The following is a 22160-nucleotide window of genomic DNA, read 5'->3' as shown; positions in this document are numbered from 1 at the left end:
GTGTTTGTCGGCGTGAGTTGGTCTTTCACACCGGACGAGTTCGCGCACATCTGGCGCGAGACCGATCTCGATCGGCACCCGTTCCCGATTCGCGTGCTGGAGTCGCCGCGCACCGAGGACGAGGCGGCCTCGCTGCGCCGGGATCTCCAGGCGCGCATACCGTTGCGGTCGGATCCGGATCTGTCCGCGTGTCTGCGGATCCTCGCCGAACCGCACACCAGGGTCATCGCCATCGGCGGCGGGCACAGCCCCGGCACCGAGATCCGGGTGCTCGGCGCGGCCGTGTACGACCACGCGGTGCTCGCGGTGCAGGAGCCGGGACGTTCGCCCGATTTCGGTGGGCAGGTGCATATTTCGATCGGGCACAGCACCAAGCTGGGGGCGCGCATCGCCGCCCTGCTGCCCGACACCCCGCCCGGCCGCGAACCCGCCCGCACGGCCCCCGCGGAGGCGGTGCGCGACGAGGAGACCGTGGTCGCCACCGGACCGCTGGCGCCGCGGATCCGGCGGCTGCTGGTGCGGCCGCACACCGCGGAGGGACACATCCGCATCGAACCGCGGCTCGATCGCGACGATCCGCCGCCCGCGGTCTACTACACGTGGATCGATGTGGCGGGCGACGGCCGCTACCTCATCCGGGCGGGGGACAACGTGCACGTCGTCCCGGCCTCGCCGCAGCAGATCGCGTCGCATTTGCAGAAGCGCATCCCGCACTGAGGTATTTCACCCCCTGGATACCGGCAAGACGTACTGACCGGGCATGGTCGACCGATTAGGCTGAGTCACTACCGACCGCGGATCTCAGGGGTAGGCATGACGATCGAGACGAGCCAGGCCGACATCGCTCGGTTCCTGCAGGCCGCTCAGAGCGGTACCGTGCGGTTCGATCCGGCCGCGGCGCGGCGCTGCGCCGAACTCTACGACCAGCAGGCCGAGGGGTTTCGGTATCTACAACAGCGGCTGGAGTCGGTGGCGGAGCCGCACGGGTTCGGGGGTTTCTTCTCGGCGCGGCAGTTGCAGGCCGGGTTCGGGCGCAAGGCGCGCGACGCCGCGGCGTTGCTGGACCAGTACATCGCGGCCGCGTACCGGATGAAGGAGGCGTTCCTGCTCAGCGCCGGACTGTACGAGGAGGCCGACGCCGCGCACGCCGCCGCGCTGCGGGCGGTCGAGCCGAGGGTGCCGCGATGACCGCGGAGTTCCGGTACGGTCCCGCGCCGCGACCGACGGATCCCGAATACATCAGCGCCATGGAGCATTTCGAGTCCCTGACGCACGAGCAGATCTACGCCGGTACCCAGCAGATCGACGCGGCCGCGATCACGCAGACCGCGGCGGTGTGGGCGGAGGGGGCGACGCGGCTGGCGGCCTCGATCCACCTGGCGCGGGGCAACGCGGATCGGATCGCGGATTCGGCGGGCTGGCAGGGGGCGGCCGCCGACGCGGCCGCCGCCAGCACGCGCAGCCTCGCCGAATCGGTCGACGAACTGGCCGCCGTCCTGGGCGAGGTGGGGGCGCGGCTCGGGGCGGTGGCCGCCGCGGCGGAGGCCGTGAAGCTGGCCGTGGTGCCGCCGGGTGACGCGGGTCCGGTCGGGGCGATCGCGCGGGCGCTGGAGGCGGCGCACGTCATCGACGCGCGCGTGGCCGAGGAGGCGGTCCGGCAAGAGGCGCTGATGGCGATGAACATGATCTACAAGCCGTCCTATTCGGCCGCGGGAAGCGGGATTCCGGCCCTGCCCGTCCCGCCCGCGCTGCCCGGCCCCGCCGCGCCGCACCCGTCCGCGCCCGGACCGCACGCGCCGCGGAAGACGCCGCTGCCGCCGCAGGATCAGTCGCCCAACGGGTCCACGCCACGGCCGTCGGTCCCCGATACGCCGGAGCAGGCGCCGAATTCGCCCGCGCCGCACCCGTCCACGCCCCAGAGCCCGGCTCCGCAGTCGAGTACGCCGCAGACGCCCCCACCGCAGCCGACTCCGGAAACCCCTGCGCCACAACCAAGCTCGCCTGGGCCGCAAACGACTCCGGATACACCCACGCCGCAATCGAGTACGCCGAGCACTCCCGCGCCGCAGCCGACCACACCGGAAGTGCCTGCGCCGCAACCGACTACGCCGGATACTCCGCCGCCACCCGCGCCGCAGTCCCCGGCACCTCAGCCGAGCGCTCCCCCACCGGCTCCGGAAACGCCTGCGCCACAGCCGAGTACGCCGCCGCCCGCCACCTCGGAGGCGCCCCCGCCGCCACCGACGACCGTTCCGGTGCCGCCGCCACCGCCGCCGCAGACCCACACCCCGGCGCCGCCGCCTCCGCCCCCTCCGGCTCCTCCGCCGCCCGAGGGGCCGCCGCTGTCGGATCAGGGTGGGCAGCCGGGTGTCACCGGGCCGATTCCGGATCAGTCGACCACGCCGTCGGCGCCCGATCAGCCCGGGGTGATTCCGCCCGGGCGATGAGCCAGGGTGTATGCCTTCACACGTATATACCTCTCGAGGTATATTAGCGGGGTGGCAGCCGATGTGTTCACCGTGGTGGCCGAACCGCAGCGCAGGCGGATCCTGGAGCGCCTGCGGGTGGGAGCGGCGACGGTGGGCGAACTCGTCGACGGATTGGAACTGCCGCAGCCGACCGTATCGAAACATCTGAAGGTGTTGCGCGACGCGGGATTCGTCACCGTGGAGGTGGCGGCCCAGCGCCGGGTGTATCGGCTCGCGCCCGGACCCTTCGAGGAACTGGACGGATGGCTGTCGCCCTACCTGCGGTTGTGGCGACACCACCTCGACGCCCTCGGGCGACACCTGGACAGAAAGGAACCCCCCGCATGAGCACCCGCCCCTACCGCCCCACTCCCCTGCATCCGGTTGAACTCGTCGACGACGACGGACGCTGGTCGCTGATCTTCACCCGCGACTTCGCGCACCGACCGGAGACGGTCTGGTCGGCCCTCACCGAACCGGACGAACTGCGCGAGTGGGCCCCCTACACCGCCGACCGGCCACTCACCTCGACCGGCCCGGTCACCCTGATCATGATCGACGGCGACACGAAAACTGAACTGCCGGGCGAGATCTCGCGCGTCGAACCACCACATCTGCTCGAATACACCTGGGGCGGTGACGCATTGACGTGGGAACTCACCGAAACCCCGGACGGCACCCGCCTGCGCCTCACCCACCATCTGCCCGAACGCGATCGGGCCGCCATGCTGGCCGCGGGCTGGCATCTGTGCCTCGACGTGGCCGCGCTGTTGCTCGCGGGCACGCCGATCGGTCCGATCGTCGGGGCGGACGCCATGAAGCACGGCTGGCCGGACCTCAACCGCGCGTACTCCGACGAACTCGGCCTCGAGCCGATCCAGCCGCCGCTGGGCGACTGATCACACCTTGACCAGATCGTCCGCGTGAATCACCGCGCGGCGCATACCTTCCGGAAGTTCGGTGGTGGAGCGGCCCATCATCGTCTCGAGTTCGCCGCTGTCGTACTCGACGACCCCACGCGCGACCGTCCGGCCGTCGGGTGCGACCAGATCCACCACGTCGCCGCCGTGGAAACGCCCACGCACAGCGGTGATTCCGGCCGCGAGCAGCGAGCGACGGCACTGCGCCACCGCCCGCACCGCGCCCTCGTCCAGATGGATCGCGCCGCGGCTGTCGGCGGCGTGCCGCACCCAGAACTTCCGGGCGGACAGGCGAACCGGCCGCGCGGCGAAGGCGGTGCCGACGGTCGCGCCGGACAGGGCGGCCGCGGCGTCGGAGGCGGCGGCCAGCAGCACCGGCACGCCCGCGTCCGCGGCCAGCCGCGCGGCCGACAGTTTGGAGGCCATGCCGCCGGTGCCGAGCGCGCCGCCGCTGCCCGCGATCACGCCGTCGAGATCGGCGCTGCCGCGGACCTCGGGAATGAAGTTCGCCGACCCCTTGCGCGGATCGCCGTCGTAGAGCCCGTCCACATCCGACAGCAACACCAGCGCGTCCGCCCCGACCAGATGCGCGACCAGGGCCGCGAGCCGGTCGTTGTCGCCGAAGCGGATCTCCTCGGTGGCGATGGTGTCGTTCTCGTTGACCACGGCCACCGCGTGCAGGGCGCGCAGCCGGTCCAGGGTGCGCTGGGCGTTGCGGTGGTGTTCGCGGCGGGAGAAGTCGTCGGCGCTCAGCAGCACCTGGCCGACCACGCGGTCGTAGCGGGCGAACGAGGTACCCCACGCGTGCGCCAGGGCGAGCTGACCGACGCTGGCGGCGGCCTGCTTGGTCGCCAGATCCTTTGGGCGCGAGGACAATTTGAGCGGCGCGATACCCGCGGCGATGGCGCCCGAGGACACCACCACCACATCCGAACCCGCCCGCATGCGCGCCTCGACCGCGTCGGCGAGCCGATCCAGACGCGAGGTGTCCAGTCCCCCTTGCAGACTCGTCAGCGCCGACGATCCGATCTTGACCACCACGCTGCGCGCCGACGCCACGGCCTGCCGCGCCGCGCTCAGCTCGCGTCCCGAATCAACCTGCGTCATACCGGAATTCACTCATCCTGTTCCTCATCGGAGAGCAGGCCGCGGCGCACCCGCGAGGCGTGCTTGCGTTCGGCGGCGGAGATGCGGCCGGTCTGATCCAGCCGGGGATCGGTGCCGCGCCCGGTCATGACCATGTCCACGCCCGCCGCGATCTGCGGCTCCCACTCGAAGCTCACATCGCCGATGGTGACCGACGCGCCGGGTTCCGCGCCCTGGCGCACCAGCTCGTCCTCGACGCCGAGGCGGGCCAGGCGATCGGCCAGATACCCCACGGCCTCGTCGTTGTCGAACTGGGTCTGCCGCACCCAGCGCTCGGGCCGGGTGCCGTGCACGATGAAACCGCCCTCGACCTCCGGATCGGGGACGACGGTGAAACCGCTCTCGCCCGCGGCGACGGGCCGGATGACCGGTCGGCGCGGGGCGGCCTTCGGATGCGCCTCGCGGTACTCGCGCACCAGGTCGGCGAGCGCGAAGGCCAACGGGCGCAAGCCTTCCCGCGACACCGCCGAGATCTTGAAGACCGGCCAGCCGCGTGCGGTGAACTCGGGGGTCACCATGTCGGCGAGTTCGTCGGCGTCGGGGATGTCGACCTTGTTGAGGATGACCACGCGCGGACGCTCGGCCAGATCGCCGAGGCTCGCGTCCGCGGCCAGCGCGGGCCGATAGGCGGCGAGTTCCGCCTCGAGGGCGTCCACGTCGGAGACCGGATCGCGGCCGGGTTCCAGTGTGGCACAATCGATCACGTGCGCGAGGACCGCGCAACGCTCGAGGTGCCGCAGGAAGTCCAGTCCGAGGCCGCGGCCCTCGCTCGCGCCGGGGATCAAGCCGGGCACGTCGGCGACGGTGAAGGTGGTGTCGCCGCTGGAGACCACGCCGAGGTTGGGCACGAGCGTGGTGAAGGGATAGTCGGCGATCTTGGGTTTGGCGGCCGAGAGCACCGACACCAGCGACGACTTCCCGGCCGAGGGGAATCCGACCAGGCCGACGTCGGCGACGGATTTGAGCTCGAGCACGAGGTCGCGTTCCTCGCCCTCCTCGCCGAGCAGCGCGAAGCCGGGGGCCTTGCGGGCGCGCGAGACCAGCGCCGCGTTGCCGAGGCCGCCGCGTCCGCCGCGCGCGGCCACAAAACGTGTTCCGGCGCCGACGAGATCGGCGAGCAGCTCGCCGTCGGGGCTCATGACCACGGTCCCGTCGGGCACCTTCAGCAGCAGTTCGCCGCCGTTCTTCCCCTCGCGGTTGCCGCCCTCACCGGGTTTGCCGTTGCCCGCGCGGGCGTGCGGGTGGAAGTGGAAGTCCAGCAGGGTGTGCACATTGGGGTCGACCTCGAGGATCACGTCCCCGCCGTTGCCGCCGTTGCCCCCGTCGGGGCCGCCGAGCGGCTTGTACTTCTCCCGATGCACCGAAGCACATCCGTGACCGCCCTTGCCCGCCCGGACGTGCAGCACGACGCGATCGATGAATTTGGACATGTCTTTGATCATCCTCCTTCTCGAAAGGTCGGCCTGGGAACAGGCGTGGAACAGGGACAGCGGGTCAGGTCGGCTGGAGCCCGCGGGTGGAACAGGGCAGCGGGCCAGGTCGGCTGGAATCCGCGGGTGGAACGGGCAGCGGGGCGAGGTCGGGTGGGAACAGGAGCAGCGGGCCAGGTCGGCTGGGAACAGGAAAACGGGCCAGGGTGTCTGTCACCCTGACCCGCTTCGAAGTGTGTCGGACGGCTCCGGCGCGGCTCAGGCCTGCGCCGGCTCCGGGACCACGATGTTGACGGTCTTGCGGCCCCGCTTGGTGCCGAACTCGACCGCGCCCGCCGCGAGGGCGAACAGCGTGTCGTCGCCGCCACGGCCGACGTTCACGCCGGGGTGGAAGTGGGTGCCGCGCTGGCGAACCAGGATCTCGCCGGCCTTGACGACCTGGCCGCCGAAGCGCTTGACGCCGAGCCGCTGCGCGTTCGAATCGCGACCGTTACGGGAGCTGGACGCACCCTTCTTATGTGCCATAGCTGTTGAACTCCTCGTACCAGGGGGTGCGGGGACCCCGTAGTCGCTTACTTGATGCCGGTGACCTTCAGGACGGTCAGCTTCTGACGGTGGCCCTGACGCTTGTGGTAGCCGGTCTTGTTCTTGAACTTGTGGATGCGGATCTTCGGGCCCTTGGTCTGATCGACCACCTCGGCGGACACCGAAACCTTGGCCAGCGCGTCCTTGTCGGTGGTCAGCGTGGCGCCGTCGACGACCAACACCGGCTCCAGCGACACGGCCGTGCCCGGCTCACCCTCGAGCTTCTCGACCTTCACCAGGTCACCGACCGCGACCTTGTACTGCTTTCCGCCGGTCTTGACGATCGCGTACGTTGCCATCGGTCGGCTGCCCTCTTTCTCTACTAGTGCTCGGCACTTGGCTTCGCGCGGCGCGCCTGCCGGTTCACACCGGAAACCGCCGCAAGTGGTCTGGTAATACCGCCGCCTCGGCGCCTGGTGGCGCATGGCGTGCGCAGCAGACTGCTGCCACCGGGCAGCGACTGTCCAAGATTACAGGAGAGCCCGCTCGGGAACCAAACCGGCCCCGAAACGGCCGGTGCCCCGCCGAACTCGTCGACGGGGCACCGGAACGCGAACCGTTCAGTCGTTCTGTTCCGGCGCGCCCGCGGCCCGTCCGGCGGACCGGCGGCGAGGCCGCTGCCGCGGCGTCACCTCGGCGGGGGCCAGTTCGTCGAGCGAGAAGCTCGGGCCCTGCTCCCGATCGTCGCTGCCGAGCACGAACACCGCGCCCGAGCTGTCGGCGCTCGGGGCCGCGGCCGTGCGGGCCACGCGACGGCGTCCGCGCCGGGCGGTCTCGGCCGCCCGCTCGCCCGCGGCCGGGGTGTGCGGATCCGGCGTGGCGACATGGGTGGCCGCGCGGGCCTCGGCCACCGCGGCGGCCACGGTCTGTTCGGCATCGCGATGCTCGCCCACGGATTCGGCAGCGCCGTTGACCGCGGGCTCGCGACGCGCGCTTCCGGCCGCCGAGTCGGCGTGACCGGATTCGACCGCGGCCGAACGGGATTCGCGCTCCGACCGAGACGGCTCGGCGTCGGGGGCGACCCGGCCGGTCGGCTCGCTCGCAGAATCCGAACTCGCGGCGACGGTTTCGTCGCGACCCTCGGAATCCGTTGTCCGCGAGGCGTTCTCGACGGCCACCGCCTCCGCGCGGGACTCCCGGCGCAGGGCCCGGCGGGCCGCGCGGGCGGCGCGACCGCCCCGCCCGGTCGGGCGGATCTGCTCGGCGGCCGAATCTTCGTGTGCCGCACCGCCTTCCGAGACGACCTCGACGTCCCCGGCGAGCTGTTCGGCGACCGCGTCCGCGACCGCCTCGGCCGCCACCGCGGCGACCTCGGATTCGGCGGCGGCCGCGGCGGCCGCCTCCTCGGCCTGATGGGCGGCCATGGCCAGGGCGACCGGATGCGCGCGCTTGGCCGCGGCCTCCTCCTCGGTCAGCTCGGGCACCGGCTGCGGGGCGGGAGCGGCGGGCGCGACGACCGCCTTCTCCTTCTCCTTGCGGCGACGGCGACCCTCGCGACGGCCCGCGCCCTCCTCGGCGGGCGCGGTCTCGACGGGGTAGTTGTGCACGACGATGCCGCGGCCGTGGCAGTGCTCGCAGGTGGTCGAGAACGCCTCCACCAGGCCGGTGCCCAGCTTCTTGCGGGTCATCTGCACCAGACCCAGCGAGGTGACCTCGGAGACCTGGTGCCGGGTGCGGTCGCGGCCCAGGCATTCGGTCAGCCTGCGCAGCACCAGATCCCGGTTGGACTCCAGCACCATATCGATGAAGTCGACCACGATCATGCCGCCGATATCGCGCAGCCGGAGCTGGCGCACGATCTCCTCGGCCGCCTCCAGGTTGTTGCGGGTGACCGTCTCCTCGAGGTTGCTGCCGCCTGCCCCGGTGAACTTGCCGGTGTTGACGTCGATGACGGTCATGGCCTCGGTGCGGTCGATGACCAGGGTGCCGCCCGAGGGCAGCCACACCTTGCGGTCGAGGGCCTTGGCCAGCTGCTCGTCGATGCGGAAGCTGCCGAAGACGTCGACATTGCCGCCGTCGTAGCGCTCGATGCGGGTCAGCAGGTCCGGCGCGACCGTGCGGATGTAGTTCTCGACGGTCGTCCAGGCCCGTTCGCCCTCGATGACCAGCTTGGAGAAGTCCTCGTTGAACAGGTCACGGATGACCTTGACCAGCAGGTCGGGCTCCTCGTAGAGGGTCTTGGGGGCGTTCGAGCCGTTCTTGGACTGGTCCTCGATGGTCTTCCAGGTGGCCTGGAGGCGCTCGACGTCGCGGGCCAGCTCGGTCTCGCTCACGCCCTCCGACGCGGTGCGGATGATCACCCCGGCGTCCTGCGGGACGATGTCGCGCAGGATCTCCTTGAGGCGCTTGCGCTCGGTGTCGGGCAGCTTGCGGCTGATGCCGGTCGAGGTGCCGCCGGGCACGTAGACCAGGAAGCGGCCCGCGAGGCTGATCTGGGTGGTCAGGCGAGCGCCCTTGTGGCCCACCGGATCCTTGCTGACCTGCACGAGGACGGTGTCACCGGGCTTGAGCGCCTGCTCGATCTTGCGCTCCTTGCCGCCGAGCCCGGCGGCCTCCCAGTTGACCTCGCCCGCGTACAGCACGCCGTTGCGGCCGCGGCCGATGTCGACGAACGCGGCCTCCATGCTCGGCAGCACGTTCTGCACCTTGCCGAGGTAGACGTTGCCGACCATGGACGCCTGGCCGGTGCTGGTCACGAAGTGCTCGACGAGGATGTTGTCCTCGAGCACGGCGACCTGGATGGTGGCGCTCGGGTGCTCAGGGAAGGTCTTCTCGCGCACGACCATCACGCGGTCGACGGCCTCGCGGCGGGCCAGGAACTCCGATTCGGTCAGGATCGGCGGGCGGCGGCGACCGGCCTCGCGACCGTCGCGGCGGCGCTGGCGCTTGGCCTCGAGCCGGGTGGAACCCGTGATGCCCTGCACCTCGTCGACGGCACGGCGCTTGTTGCGCGGTTCGCGCTCGTGCACGACCGTGTTCGGCGGATCGTCGTCGGAGGAGGAGTCGGTGTCGCCGTCCTCACCGGCCTTGCGGCGGCGACGGCGACGGCGACGGCGGGTCGAGCCGTCGGGCAGCGACGAGTCGTCGCCGTCGTCGGAGTCGTCGGACTCCGAACGCTGCTCGGCGGATTCGTTGTCGGCGTCGGAGGAGTCCTCGGCCGTGCCCTGCTCGTCGGTGTCGTCGGAGTCGTTGTCGTCGGCGTCGGAGTGCTGCTCGCCCCGGCCGCGTCCGCGTCCCCGGCGGCCGCGGCGACGGCGACGGGACCGGTTGCCCTCGTCGCCGCGCTCGTCGGAGCCGTGCTCCTGATCGTCGTCCCAGTCCGAATCGGAGTCGGTGTCCTCGGCGGCCGGTTCGGCGGGCTTGTCCTGCTTCCGTTCCGGGGTTCGTGCCTCGGGGGCCTGCTCCTCGGCGCGCGGCGTGTCGTCCTCGACCTTGGCCTCGCGCTCGGCCCGCAGCCTGCGCCGGATCTCCTCGGCCCGGGTGGCGTCGGGCGGCAGGAACAGCGGGGCCGCGACGACGGCCGGGGGCTCGAACACGACGGGTTCCGGGGGCGCGGCCGGAGCGTGGAACGGGCTGGTGAACAACGAGGACGTGCGGGAGGACTCGGATTGCCCCCCTGTCGCCGGGCGGGATTCGGCCTCGGGCTGCGGGGCGCTCCGGGTGAACTCCGGCTGCGCACTCCGGGCCGGAGGTTCGGTCTGCTCCGCGCGCTCGGGAGCCGATTCGGGCCGGGCCTGGGCGAACGCGGGCTGCGCGGTCCGGGCGCGGGTCGACTCGGCCTGGGCGTTCTCGGCCTGGGTGCCCTCGGGCTGGGTGCTCTCGGCCTGCGCCTTCTCAGGCTGAGCATTCTCGGCCCGAGCCTTCTCAGACTGAGCATTCTCGGCCCGAGCCTTCTCGGGCTGAGCACTCTCGGCCCGCGCGTTCTCAGGCTGCGCGCCCGCGGTCCGCGCGCTCTCAGGCTGAGCGCTCTCGGCCTGCGCCTTCTCAGGCTGCGCGCTCTCGGCCTGCGCGTTGTCGGGCCGGGCCTCCTCGACCTGGGCCTGCGCGGATTCGGGCCGCGCACTCGGGCTTCCCGGGTCCTCGGCCGCGGCGGGCTCGGGGGATGCGGGCGGGGGGGCCGCCGCGCTCTCGGACGGTGTGGTTTCTGTCTGCGTGGACTCGGCTTGCGGGGCACCGGTTTGCGCTGGGTCGGCCGGGCCGAGCGCATCGCGCACGGATTCGGCGACGGTACGGTCCAGGCTCGATTGCGGACTGCGCGCCTCGGCGCCCAGTTCGGTCAGGTGGGCCAGGATGCGCTTGCTCGTGGTGCCCAGCAGCTTCGCCAGCGCGTGGACCCGGATACGTTCGGGCAACTGCGCCGCCTCCCCTGCCCGTATCGCCTCGTTCGAAGCGTGTTCACCATTACTCTGCGACGTTTCCTGCGGCTCTTGATCGGCCACGAAATCTCCTCGGGCCCCCGGGCGCGTCCCATTCGAACGAGTGTGACGCGGCCGACGCGGGGGCACTGTCTTCGCCCCACGCCCCTGAGGGCGCGAGGTCAGTGGTCTCGCCCCGCGTGGCCGGTTGTCGTTCGTCGGTCGGGCTAACTGGTCACGCGGCGCCTGGCTGTTGGCTTCAACACCTGATTCGAGCGCTCATCCAGCGTGCCGCCGAACAGCCGAGTCTTGGTAACCGTCCGGGGCAGCGATGATCGGCGTCGAACCGCGGTGCCATCGGATGCGTCCGTCGCCTGCCGCAAACGGCGGGCGTCGATCACTTCCAAGGCCAGTATCCCATATGTACGGGCGCGCGTTCGCCACCGACGCTCATCGGCGGTCCGGACGAGACTGTCGTTACTGGGAGAAATCCGGGAACCAGAGGGCGATCTCCCGCTTGGCGGACTCGGGCGAGTCGGAGCCGTGGACGAGGTTGAACTGGGTCTCGAGGGCGTAATCACCGCGAATGCTCCCGGGCACGGCCTTCTCGACGGGATCGGTGCCGCCCGCGATCTGACGGAACGCGGCGACCGCGCGCGGACCCTCGAGCACGGCCGCGACGACCGGGCCGGAGGTGATGAACTCGATCAGCGAACCGTAGAACGGCTTCTCGGCGTGCTCGGCGTAGTGGGCCGCCGCGAGCTCCTGCGGCACCTGCTTCAGCTCCAACGCCGCGAACCTCAGGCCCTTGCGCTCGATGCGGGTGATGATCTCACCAATCAGGTTCCGGGCGACCCCGTCCGGCTTGATGAGTACCAACGTCTGCTCAGTCACGCGCGCAACTCTAACCGTCGCACACGCCGGAAACCGAACCGGAACGCTCAGGTCTCCTTCTGGACGCGCTGACTGGGCAGCAGACCCTGGTCCATGCGGCGTTTGACGTCCGAGCGCAGCACGAGGATGAACGCCCACACCGCCACGAACACCACGCCGATCACCGCGATCGACAGGTGGATGAACCCGCCGAGCAGGACCAGCGCCTGCACACCCCAATTCAGCCCCATCGCCCACGGCCGCCGCTGCATCCCGGCCCCGACGATCATGAGCGCGGCGACGCCGACCAGATACAGCACCGACCACCAGCTCAACCCGCCGCCGACCGCGCCGACGACCGGCAGCGCGAGCAGCACGGTGATGGCCTCGAGCACCAGCGCCCCGGCCATCACCCCGCGCAGGCCCTTCCAGGGATCGGTGGCCGGGGGCGGAACGGGCTGTGCGCTCATGCGGGGTCCTTTCCGAACAGCGAGCGCGCCGCGCCCGCGGTCACGACCGATCCGGTGATGACGATGCCCGCCCCCGACACCGGCTCCCCGGTGTCGCCCGCCTCCTCGGCGATGGCGATGGCCGTCTCGACGGCGTCGGGCAGGGTCGCGGCCGTGACGACGCGTTCGTCGCCGAACCGCTGCACGGCCAGATTCGCGAGATCGTCGACGTCCATGGCCCGCGGCGAACCGTTGGTGGTCACCACGATCTCCTCGAACACCGGCTCGAGCGCCTCGAGGATCCCCGCCACATCCTTGTCGCCCAGCACCGCGACCACCCCGACCAGCTTGCGGAAGTCGAATTCGTCGGCGAGCGTGGCGGCCAGCGCCCGCGCCCCGGCCGGGTTGTGCGCGGCGTCGATGAAGATCGTCGGCGCGCTGCGCATCCGTTCCATCCGGCCGGGACTGATCGCGTTCGCGAATCCGGCGCGCACGGCGTCGATGTCGAGCTGCTTCTGCGCGCCCGCCCCGAAGAACGCCTCCACCGCGGCCAGCGCGAGCGCGGCGTTCTGGGCCTGATGCTCGCCGTGCAGCGGCAGGAAGATCTCGTCGTAGACCCCGCCCAGCCCCTGGATCTCGAGCACCTGCCCGCCGACCGCGATCCGCCGCGACACCAGCCGGAACTCCGAATTGGCCCGCGCCACAGCCGAATCCGTCTCGACCGCGCGGCGCAGCAGCACCTCCATCGCCTCGGGCTCCTGCTGTCCGATGATCGCGACCGTGTCGCGGGGCACGAGCGCGTCGGCGGGAGCCTTCTTGATGATGCCCGCCTTCTCCCCCGCGATCGAGGTGAGATCGGGGCCGAGATAGTCGGTGTGGTCCAAGCCGATCGGGGTGATGACCGCGACCTGACCGTCGATCACATTGGTCGCGTCCCAGGTCCCGCCGAGTCCGGTCTCGACCACCGCCACGTCCACGGGCGCCTCGGCGAAGGCCGCGTACGCCATGCCGGTGAGCACCTCGAACTTGCTCATCCGCGGACCGCCCGCGGCCTCGGACTGCTGGTCGATCATCTCGATGTAGGGCAGCAGTTCGCGGTAGACCTCCACGTACCGGCCGGGCGCGATGGGCGCGTTGTCGATCGCGATGCGCTCGGTGGCCAGTTGCAGATGCGGGCTGGTGACGCGACCCGTGCGCCGGTGCAGGGCGGTCAGCAGCGCGTCGATCATGCGGGCGACCGAGGTCTTGCCGTTGGTTCCGGCGATGTGGATGGCCGGGTAGCCCTGTTGCGGGGAACCCAGCACATCCATCAGCGCGGCGATGCGGGCCAGCGACGGTTCGATCTTGGTTTCCGGCCAGCGCTGGTCGAGTTCGGCCTCGACCAGCGCCATCTCGGCGAGTTCGACCGGCGACGGCCCGGAGTGCAACCGTTCGGCGCTGCCGTGCTGCGGCTCCTCGCTCACTGCTTGTCCGCCATCCGCGCGATCTCCTCGAGCCGGGCGCCGATGCGCTCGACCTCGGATTCGGCGACCTGTTTACGGGTGCGGATCTTGGCCACCACATCGTCGGGCGCCTTGGCGAGGAACGCCTCGTTGCCGAGTTTGGCTGTGGTACCGGCCAATTCCTTCCGCGCGGCGGCGAGATCCTTCTCGAGGCGGCGGCGCTCGGCGTCCAGGTCGACCGCGCCCGAGGTGTCGAGCGCCACGGTGACGGTTCGCTCGGACAGCCGCACCTCCACCGAGGCGGTCGCCGAGAAGTCGGGACCGGGTTCGGTCAGCCGGGCCAGGCTCGCGATCTCCGCGGACAACCCGGACAGGTCGGCGGCCTCGATGCCGATCAGTTTCGCGGCCACCTTCTGCTTGTCGGTCAGGCCCTGATCGCTGCGGAAGCGGCGGATCTCGGTGATGAGCCGCTGCGCGTCGGCGATGCGGCGGGCCGCGGTGGCGTCGGCGGGCACCCCGCTCGCCTGCGGCCACGCCGAGACGACGATCGACTCGCCGCCGGTGAGCGCCAGCCACAGCGATTCGGTGACGAACGGGATCACCGGATGCAGCAGGCGCAGCACCGAATCCAGCACGCTGCCCAGCACCCGGCGGGTGCGCTCGGCGCGCGCCTCGGACTCGGCGAACTGCACCTTCGCCAATTCCAGGTACCAGTCGCACAATTCGTCCCAGGCGAAGTGGTACAGCGCCTCGCACGCCTTGCCGAATTCGTACCGGTCGAACGCCGCGTCCACCTCGCCGCGCACCTCGTCGAGGCGGTCGAGGATCCAGCGGTCGGCGTCGGTGAGTTCCGCGCGGTCGCCGACCGCACCGGGCTCCGCGCCGTTGAGCAGGGCGAATTTGGTGGCGTTGAACAGCTTGGTGACGAAGTTGCGCGACGCCTGCACGTGCGACGGGCCCACCGACAGGTCACCGCCGGGCTGCGCGCCGCGGGCGAGCGTGAAACGCGTTGCGTCCGCGCCGAATTCGTCGATCCAGTCCAGCGGGTCGATGCCGTTGCCGCGCGATTTGGACATCTTGCGGCCGTGCTCGTCGCGAATCAGCCCGTGCAGGAACACATCCCGGAACGGCACCTGCTTCTGCCCGGCGGGCTTGCCCGCGGTCAGCGCGGTGTCCTCGGCGACGAACGTGCCGAACATCATCATCCGCGCCACCCAGAAGAACAGGATGTCGTAGCCGGTGACGAGCACGCTGGTCGGATAGAACTTGGACAGTTCGGTGGTGGAGTCGGGCCAGCCCATGGTCGAGAACGGCCACAGCCCCGAGGAGAACCAGGTGTCGAGCACGTCCGGGTCCTGCACATACCCCTCGGGCGCCCGCTCGTCGGGTCCGACGCAGACGACCTCGCCCTCCGGCCCGTACCAGATCGGGATGCGATGGCCCCACCACAGCTGCCGCGAGATGCACCAGTCGTGCATGTTGTCGACCCAGGCGAACCAGCGCGGTTCCAGGCTCGGGGGGTGAATCACGGTGTCGCCGTTGCGAACCGCGTCGCCCGCGGCCCGGGCCAGCGCGTCGACCTTGACCCACCACTGCATCGACAGCCGCGGCTCGATCGGTTCGCCGCTGCGCTCGGAGTGGCCGACGCTGTGCACGTAGGGCCGCTTCTCGGCGACCACGCGGCCCTCGGCGGCCAGGCGCTCGCGCACCTTGACCCGCGCCTCGAACCGGTCCATGCCGTCGAATTCGGTTCCGGTGCCGGTGATCCGGCCGCTCTCGTCCATGATCGTCGGCATCGGCAGGCCGTGGCGCAGGCCGAGTTCGAAGTCGTTGGGGTCGTGCGCGGGGGTGATCTTGACCGCGCCGGTGCCGAATTCGGGGTCGACGTAGTCGTCGGCGACGATCGGGATCTGACGCCCGGTGATCGGGTGATGGAGGGTGGTGCCGATCAGATCCTTGTACCGGGGATCGTCGGGATGCACGGCGACCGCGGTGTCGCCGAGCATGGTCTCCACGCGGGTGGTGGCGACGATCACGTGCGGTTCGTCGTCGTTCAGCGAGCCGTAGCGCAGCGAGACGAGTTCGCCCTCGACGTCCTTGTAGTCGACCTCGAGATCGGAGATGCCGGTCTTCAGCACCGGCGACCAGTTCACCAGGCGTTCGGCGCGGTAGATGAGCCCCGCCTCGTAGAGCCGCTTGAAGATGGTCTGCACCGCGCGGGACAGGCCGTCGTCCATGGTGAAGCGGTCGCGGCTCCAGTCCACGCCGTCGCCGAGGCGACGCATCTGGCCCTGGATCTGGCCGCCGGACTCGCGCTTCCAGTCCCAGACCTTCTCGATGAACAGCTCGCGGCCGAAGTCCTCCTTGGTCTTGCCGTCGACGGCGAGCTGCTTCTCCACGACCGTCTGGGTGGCGATGCCCGCGTGGTCCATGCCGGGCAGCCACAGCACCTCGTAGCCCTGCATGCGCTTGCGGCGGGTGAGGCTGTCCATGAGGGTGTGGTCGAGCGCGTGGCCCATGTGCAGGCTGCCGGTCACATTGGGCGGGGGCAGCACGATCGAGTAGGGCGGCTTGTCGCTGGTGGCGTCGGCCGCGAAGTAACCAGCGGCTACCCAGCGCTCGTACAGCTGGCCCTCTACCTCGCCGGGGTTCCAGCTCTTGGGGAGGGCATCGGCACGATTACGTGAGTTCTCAGGGGCTGTGCTGGTCACCGTGCGATTCTAAGGAAGAGGGGGTGAGGACCCGAAGAGCGGGGTTTTCGGCGGATGAGGGACACCGAAAACCCCGCTCACATGTTCAGGTTACCGCCGATCCGCGCGCGGCCGAAGAATCCATATGGAATTCTCAGGTTTTGCCCGAATCCGTTGTCTGGGTGAGTGTTTGCACGCGGTTGTCGTTGGGACCGGCCACAACCGATCACGGTACGAGGATGTGCTGGGCGGCCGGAAGCGCGCGGAACGTAGCGGGCAACCGCCCCGCCGGTTCGCCGTCGGCGGTCGCGGGCGCTCCCGGCGCGCGCAGCGTCACCGCCGCCGCCCGATACTGCCGCAGTGCGGGATGATCGACCCTTTTCCCCGCCGACAGCGCCGGGAGCAGCCGCATCATCTCCAGCCGCGACATCGCCCCGATCACGCTCACCTCGAGCAGCCCGTCGTCGATCACCGCGTCCGGGCAGATCATCATTCCCCCGCCGTAGCTGTGCGTATTGCCCACCGCCACCATGATCGCGTCGGTCTCCACGATCTCCGATTGCCCTGTGGCCCCGGCCAATTCGATGCGATAGGGCACCGCGAGCCCACCGGCGAGTTCGGCGACCGCCGCCAGGGTGTACCGCAACGGCCCCTTCGGGTACCGCATCCTGTTGGCGCGCAAGGTGACTCGCGCGTCGAACCCGGTGCCCGCGACCGTCGCGAAGCGCAGCGGTTCGGGGAGGGGGTCCCCGCCGAATTCCGGCTCGCGCGCCTCCCCCCGCCCGGTTCCGAGGGACGGTCGGGTTTCGGGCCGCGGCCCGGGCTCGATCAGGCCGAGGTCGATGGGGCGGGTGCGGCCCGCGGCGATGATGTCGGCGGCGGCGATCGGGTCGTGGTCGGGGATGCCGAGTTCGCGGGCGAGATCGTTGCCGGTGCCGCCGGGGATCAGGCCGAGGGGGACCCCGCTGTCCGCGAGGGCTTGCAGGGTGATGCAGATCAGGCCGTCGCCGCCCGCGCAGGCCACGGCGTCGGGCGGGTCGTCGCCGGTGAGGGCGGCGCGGATGAGGGAGGTGGATTCCGCCGCGGTGGCGCCGCGGACCTCGGTGACCCGGATGCCGCGCTCGGTGAGGCGGGCGCGCGCCGGGGCGGCGGCGGTGAGGCCCTTGCCGTGGCCGGACAGGGGGTTGGTCACCAGCAGGACCGATCGCACGCTCACGGGATCAGCTTCCCAGGGTTGAGGATTCCGACGGGGTCGATCGCCTGTTTCACCGCGCGCAGCACACGGACGCCGATCTCGCCGATCTCCGCGCCGAGCCAGGGACGGTGGTCCGCCCCGACGGCGTGGTGGTGGGTGATCGTGCCGCCGCCGGCGAGGATGGCCTCGCTCGCGGCGCGTTTGGCACGCAGCCACTGGTCGAGGGGATCGTCGGCCTGCTTGGCGACGACGGTGAAGTACAGCGAGGCGCCGGTGGGATAGGTGTGCGAGATGTGGCACATCACCAGCGCGGGTGTGCCCTGCGCCGTGAGGCTTTCGGTGAGCGCGGTGGTGACCGCCGCCTTGAGCGCGCTCAGATTCGACCAGTTCGTCGCGGTTTCCAGTGTCTCGCACAGGATTCCGACGTCGAGCAGCGCGTCGCGCAGATACGGGGCGCGGAAGCGGCCGTGTTCCCAGTCGCGGGCGGGCTGCTCGCCCAGCGCGGCGCCCCCGGCGGCGGCCAGCAGTTCGCCCGCCTCCGCGGCGCGCGCCCGCACGTGCGCCGCGGTGCCCTCGAAGGTGGTGACGGCCAGGCACCCGGTGACGGGCGCGCCGCCGATGTCACCGGCCCGGGCCAGGTTGAGTCCGGTCTCGGCCTCGTCGGACAGGCGCAGCACGGTCGGGGCGGCGCCGGTCTGCACCACGGTCCGGAGCGCGGCCGCACCGGTGGCGAAGTCCGGGAACGACCACGCTTGGTAGGCAACGGTTTCCGGGATCGGATGCACGCGCAGCGTCACCTCCGTGACGATGCCGAGCGTGCCCTCCGATCCGGCGAACAGCTCGCGCAGATCCGGTCCGGCGGCCGAGGCCGGGGCGCGGCCGAGCTCGACCGTGCCGCTCGGGGTGGCCACGCGCAGCCGCTGGATCATGTCGTCGAAGCGGCCGTAGCCCGCCGACGCCTGCCCCGACGAGCGGGTGGCCGCGAACCCGCCGATGCTGGCGAATTCGAAACTCTGCGGGAAGTGGCCCAGCGACAGCCCGTGCGCGCCCAGCAGCGCCTCGGCCCGCGGACCCGTGAGCCCCGCGCCGAGTGTGGCGGTGTGGCTGACCGGATCAACATCGACGAGCGTGTCCAACCGCCGCAGATCCACCGCGACGACCGCCTCGAATTCGCCGCGCGCCGGATCGACGCCGCCGACCACGCTGGTGCCACCGCCGAAGGGCACCACCGCGATTCGCGCGGCGGCGCAGCGGGCCAGCACGGCCAGCACCTCGTCGTGATCGGCGGGGAAGACGACGGCGTCGGGGGCGTCCTGCGGACCGTCCGCGCGGCGGCGCAACAGGTCGAGGGTGCTCTTGCCGCCCGCGTGCAACAGCCGGTCCCGGTGGTCGATCGACACATGGTCCGCACCGACCACCGAGGACAGCTCCGCCAGCCGCTCCGCCGTCAACGCGGAGTCGCGGAGCGGCACGTCGCCCTCATCGCGACGGGCCACCGGCTCACCGGACACCCCGAACACCTGCGCCAGCAACGCGCGGATCTGCTCCGGCAGCGGCGCATGTCCGGACGGAATGCCCCAGGCGTTCCACACCATACTCGGAGGTTCGGGCGACTCGCCCGGTATCGGATGGGAAGAACCCGGCACACTCGTCTCGGTCATGCGTTACAGTCTGACATAGAATGTCAAGCAGTAACGAGAGGTGTGCGATGACCGCGAGTGAACCGCCGGAGGATCTGTCCGCCACGGACGTGGCGATTCTCGACGCGGCCCGCGCCTGCGTGGCCGAATTCGGCGTGCGCAGAACGACTCTCACGGAGGTCGCGCGCCGCGCGGGCGTGAGCCGTCCGACGGTCTACCGCCGCTGGCCCGACACCGGGGTCCTGATCGCGGACCTGCTCGTGCGGGAGATGCGGAGCATCGTCGGCCGCACCATCCCCGTCACGGGCCCCGCCCGCACCCGCCTGGTCGACGGCGTGGTCCGCGGCGCGGGCGCGCTGCGCTCGAACCCGTTGTTCGCCAAGATCTTCCGCACCGACACCGACCTGATGCTCACCTACGTCTTCGGCCGCCTGGGCCGCAACCAACGCGAACTGATCCTGCTGTTCGCCGCCCTCATCCGAGAGGGCCACCGCGACGGCAGCATCCGCCCCGGCGACCCCGACCAGATGGCCACCATGCTCCTCCTCATAGCCCAGTCGGCCGTCCAATCCGCCACCACCGTCGCCCCCTTCCTCGACGCCCCCACCCTCGACACCGAACTCACCCACGCCCTCGACGGCTACCTCCACCCCACGTAAACGACCCCAGCCGCACCCTTTGTTCGAATCCGCACCCCTTACAGGGCCTTACAACGGGTGCGGATCCGAATAAAGGGTGCGACTTGGGGTTGGTGAGCGGGTAATCGTCGGGATTTGGATGGGAGTGGTCATGGATGCGGTGTTGAATGCGGAGCGGCGGGGGCGGGAGTTGCGGGGGTTGGGGGACGGGGGGGTTGTGGATGTGCTCGTGGTGGGGGGTGGGGTTACCGGGGTGGGGGTGGCGTTGGACGCGGCTGCGCGGGGGTTGCGGACCGTATTGGTGGAGCGGCGGGATTTGGGGTTCGGGACCAGTCGGTGGAGTTCGAAGCTGGTGCACGGGGGGTTGCGGTATCTGGCGAGTGGTGGGGTGGGGATCGCTCGGGAGAGCGCGATCGAGCGGGATGTGTTGTTGGCGCGGACGGCGCCGCATTTGACGCGGTCGATTCCGCAGGTGGTGCCGTTGTTGCCTAATGTCGGTGGGGCGCAGCGGGTTCTGGTGCGGGCGGGGTTCGCGGCGGGGGATGTGTTGCGGCGCAGCGCGGGGACGTCGGCGGGGGTGTTGCCGCGGTCGCGGCGGGTGGCGGCGGCCGAGGCGGTGCGGATGGCGCCGACTCTGCGGCGAGCGGGGTTGCGGGGCGGATTGGTGGCGTGGGACGGGCAGCTCACCGACGACGCGCGGCTGGTGGTGGCGATCGGGCGGACGGCGGCGGCGCACGGGGCGAGCGTGCTCACCCGGGTGGAGGCGACCCGGGTGACGGAGAATTCGGCGGTGTTGCGGGACACGGTGTCCGGGGAGACCCTCGAGGTCCGCGCCCGGATCGTGATCAACGCCGCGGGGGTGTGGGCGGATCAGGTGGATCCGCGAATCTCGTTGCGGCCCAGCCGCGGAACGCATCTGGTCTTCGACGCGGCGGCGTTTGGCGGGTTATCGGCCTCGCTGACCGTCCCGATTCCCGGCAGCACCAGCCGTTTCGTGTTCGCCTTCCCCGCCGCACACGGGCGGGTCTACCTGGGCCTGACCGACGAGGACGCGCCGGGCCCGGTGCCCGACGAACCCGAACCGACCGACGCCGAGATCGATTTCCTGCTCGACACCGTCAACACGGTCCTCCGAGAACCCCTGCGCCGCAACGATATCCGCGGCCGGTTCGCGGGCCTGCGCCCGCTGCTGCGCACCGCCGACGAAAGCACCGCCGACATCTCCCGCGAACACGCCGTCCTGCGCGCCCCGGGCGCGCCCCTCACCATCGTCGGCGGCAAACTCACCACCTACCGCCGGATGGCCGAGGACGCCGTGGACGCCGCCGTGACCCAGGCCCGGCTGACCGCAGGCCCCTGCCGCACCGCGCGAATCCCGTTGGTGGGGGCAGTATCCGGCGCGGCCCGCGACCGCGTGCCCGCCCCACCGCTGCTGGTGGAGCGCTACGGCAGCGAGGCCACGATCGTCATGGACCTCGCCCGCCGCGACCCCGCCCTCGCCGAACCCGTCGCTCCCGGCCTCGACGTCCTCCGCGCCGAATTCGCCTACGCCGTCGCACACGAACTCGCCCTCGACCCCGCCGACCTCCTCGACCGCCGCACCCGCCTGGGCCTCGTCGCCGAGGACCGAGCCGCCGCCCTCCCCGCCGCGGAAGCCGCGCTCGCCGAGGCCCGCTGACCCGCGTCCGAAAGCGGCGCTGGGTGGCCGATGGTCGACTTCGCGGCGAGACCGGAAGGCCCGTAGGCTCGGGAGGCCCCGAGAAAGGAGCGGCCCCGTGACCGATCCGGCACCCGCGCGCCGCGTCGAGATGTTCGTGCCCGAGGCGGCCGACCCCCGCACCCGGCGCCACACCACCGGTGACGAGCGGCAGGTGCTCACCGAGATCCTCGCCGGTCAACGACAGACGCTGGTGCTGAAATGTGAAGGGCTGCACGAGAATTCGGCACTCCGCTCGGTACCGCCCTCGGCGCTGTCGCTGCTCGGCCTCGTCCGGCACCTCGCCGATATCGAACGCCGCTGGTTCCGGCGGGTGCTCGCCGGTGAACCGGCCCCGCCGCACTTCTCGACCCCCGACCGGCCCGACGCCGACTTCGACGACGCCACCCCGGACACCGCCGACGCCGCCTGGCGAGCCTGGCGCGCGGAGGTCGCCTTCGCCGAGGAGTTCACCGATCGAGCCGCGAATCTCGATGTGACAGGCGAGGATTCGTGGCTGGGCCCGGTCTCCTTGCGCTGGGTGCTGGCGCACATGATCGAGGAGTACGCGCGCCACAACGGCCACGCCGACCTGCTGCGGGAACGGATCGACGGGGCCGTCGGGCTCTGAGA

General features: G+C 71.2%; 19 protein-coding genes. 8 read left to right on the top strand and 11 right to left on the bottom strand.

Going from position 1 to position 22160, the window contains the following annotated elements:
* Positions 1–12: 12 nt before the first annotated feature.
* From ACWDSJ_RS14570 to ACWDSJ_RS14550, 5 genes are all read left to right on the top strand, one after another.
* The gene (locus ACWDSJ_RS14570) at positions 13–717 is read left to right on the top strand and encodes an ESX secretion-associated protein EspG (RefSeq protein ID WP_450032208.1); all 705 of its coding nucleotides are present in this window, start codon (positions 13–15) and stop codon (positions 715–717) included.
* 96 nt (positions 718–813) lie between these two features.
* Complete coding sequence (locus ACWDSJ_RS14565; protein WP_387367043.1) at positions 814–1188, top strand: hypothetical protein; 375 nt, start codon at positions 814–816, stop codon at positions 1186–1188.
* Positions 1185–2447, top strand: coding sequence for a hypothetical protein (locus tag ACWDSJ_RS14560; RefSeq protein WP_450032206.1), 1263 nt, complete (start codon positions 1185–1187; stop codon positions 2445–2447). The genes ACWDSJ_RS14565 and ACWDSJ_RS14560 overlap by 4 nt, the downstream gene beginning before the upstream one ends.
* 51 nt (positions 2448–2498) lie before the next feature.
* Positions 2499–2816, top strand: coding sequence for an ArsR/SmtB family transcription factor (locus ACWDSJ_RS14555; RefSeq protein WP_387367049.1), 318 nt, complete (start codon positions 2499–2501; stop codon positions 2814–2816).
* Positions 2813–3367, top strand: coding sequence for an SRPBCC family protein (locus ACWDSJ_RS14550; protein WP_450032203.1), 555 nt, complete (start codon positions 2813–2815; stop codon positions 3365–3367). The genes ACWDSJ_RS14555 and ACWDSJ_RS14550 overlap by 4 nt, the downstream gene beginning before the upstream one ends.
* On the opposite strand, the gene proB is transcribed toward ACWDSJ_RS14550, so the two are convergent.
* From proB to ACWDSJ_RS14495, 11 genes are all read right to left on the bottom strand, one after another.
* Complete coding sequence (gene proB / locus ACWDSJ_RS14545) at positions 3368–4468, bottom strand: glutamate 5-kinase (protein WP_450032503.1); 1101 nt, start codon at positions 4466–4468, stop codon at positions 3368–3370.
* Between the two features lie 35 nt (positions 4469–4503).
* A complete protein-coding gene (gene obgE, locus ACWDSJ_RS14540; RefSeq protein WP_450032201.1) occupies positions 4504–5964 on the bottom strand; it encodes a GTPase ObgE in 1461 nt (486 codons plus the stop codon).
* Positions 5965–6222: 258 nt separating this feature from the next.
* Entirely contained in the window at positions 6223–6489 is a 267-nt protein-coding gene (gene rpmA / locus ACWDSJ_RS14535) for a 50S ribosomal protein L27 (RefSeq protein ID WP_387367061.1), read from the bottom strand.
* A gap of 47 nt (positions 6490–6536) precedes the next feature.
* On the bottom strand, positions 6537–6848 hold the full coding sequence (gene rplU / locus ACWDSJ_RS14530; RefSeq protein WP_067593338.1) for a 50S ribosomal protein L21: 312 nt from the start codon (positions 6846–6848) through the stop codon (positions 6537–6539).
* A 261-nt stretch (positions 6849–7109) separates the two neighbouring features.
* Positions 7110–10901 (bottom strand): translation initiation factor IF-2 N-terminal domain-containing protein, encoded by a 3792-nt coding sequence (locus ACWDSJ_RS14525; RefSeq protein ID WP_450032198.1) that lies wholly within the window; start codon positions 10899–10901, stop codon positions 7110–7112.
* A gap of 480 nt (positions 10902–11381) precedes the next feature.
* Positions 11382–11798, bottom strand: a complete 417-nt coding sequence (gene ndk / locus ACWDSJ_RS14520) for a nucleoside-diphosphate kinase (protein WP_387367069.1) — start codon at positions 11796–11798, stop codon at positions 11382–11384.
* A 47-nt stretch (positions 11799–11845) separates the two neighbouring features.
* Positions 11846–12247 (bottom strand): DUF4233 domain-containing protein, encoded by a 402-nt coding sequence (locus ACWDSJ_RS14515; RefSeq protein WP_450032197.1) that lies wholly within the window; start codon positions 12245–12247, stop codon positions 11846–11848.
* Positions 12244–13617, bottom strand: coding sequence for a bifunctional tetrahydrofolate synthase/dihydrofolate synthase (gene folC, locus ACWDSJ_RS14510; RefSeq protein WP_450032501.1), 1374 nt, complete (start codon positions 13615–13617; stop codon positions 12244–12246). Before folC ends, ACWDSJ_RS14515 begins: the two co-directional genes overlap by 4 nt.
* Before the next feature lie 68 nt (positions 13618–13685).
* Positions 13686–16379 carry a valine--tRNA ligase gene (locus ACWDSJ_RS14505; RefSeq protein ID WP_450032195.1) on the bottom strand — a complete coding sequence of 898 codons (2694 nt, stop codon included), beginning with the start codon at positions 16377–16379 and terminating at the stop codon, positions 13686–13688.
* A gap of 205 nt (positions 16380–16584) precedes the next feature.
* The gene (locus tag ACWDSJ_RS14500) at positions 16585–17574 is read right to left on the bottom strand and encodes a diacylglycerol kinase family protein (RefSeq protein WP_450032194.1); all 990 of its coding nucleotides are present in this window, start codon (positions 17572–17574) and stop codon (positions 16585–16587) included.
* The gene (locus ACWDSJ_RS14495) at positions 17571–19148 is read right to left on the bottom strand and encodes an FAD-binding oxidoreductase (RefSeq protein WP_450032499.1); all 1578 of its coding nucleotides are present in this window, start codon (positions 19146–19148) and stop codon (positions 17571–17573) included. The genes ACWDSJ_RS14500 and ACWDSJ_RS14495 overlap by 4 nt, the downstream gene beginning before the upstream one ends.
* A 113-nt stretch (positions 19149–19261) precedes the next feature.
* Here ACWDSJ_RS14495 and ACWDSJ_RS14490 point away from each other — a divergent pair, with 113 nt between their 5' ends.
* From ACWDSJ_RS14490 to ACWDSJ_RS14480, 3 genes are all read left to right on the top strand, one after another.
* Positions 19262–19852 (top strand): TetR/AcrR family transcriptional regulator, encoded by a 591-nt coding sequence (locus tag ACWDSJ_RS14490; RefSeq protein ID WP_387367081.1) that lies wholly within the window; start codon positions 19262–19264, stop codon positions 19850–19852.
* 130 nt (positions 19853–19982) lie between these two features.
* Entirely contained in the window at positions 19983–21509 is a 1527-nt protein-coding gene (locus tag ACWDSJ_RS14485) for a glycerol-3-phosphate dehydrogenase/oxidase (RefSeq protein ID WP_450032191.1), read from the top strand.
* Between the two features lie 97 nt (positions 21510–21606).
* Positions 21607–22158 carry a DinB family protein gene (locus tag ACWDSJ_RS14480; protein ID WP_450032189.1) on the top strand — a complete coding sequence of 184 codons (552 nt, stop codon included), beginning with the start codon at positions 21607–21609 and terminating at the stop codon, positions 22156–22158.
* Positions 22159–22160 lie beyond the last annotated feature (2 nt).

Source organism: Nocardia sp. NPDC003482 (assembly GCF_053588115.1).
This window is presented reverse-complemented; position numbering and strand designations above follow the sequence as displayed.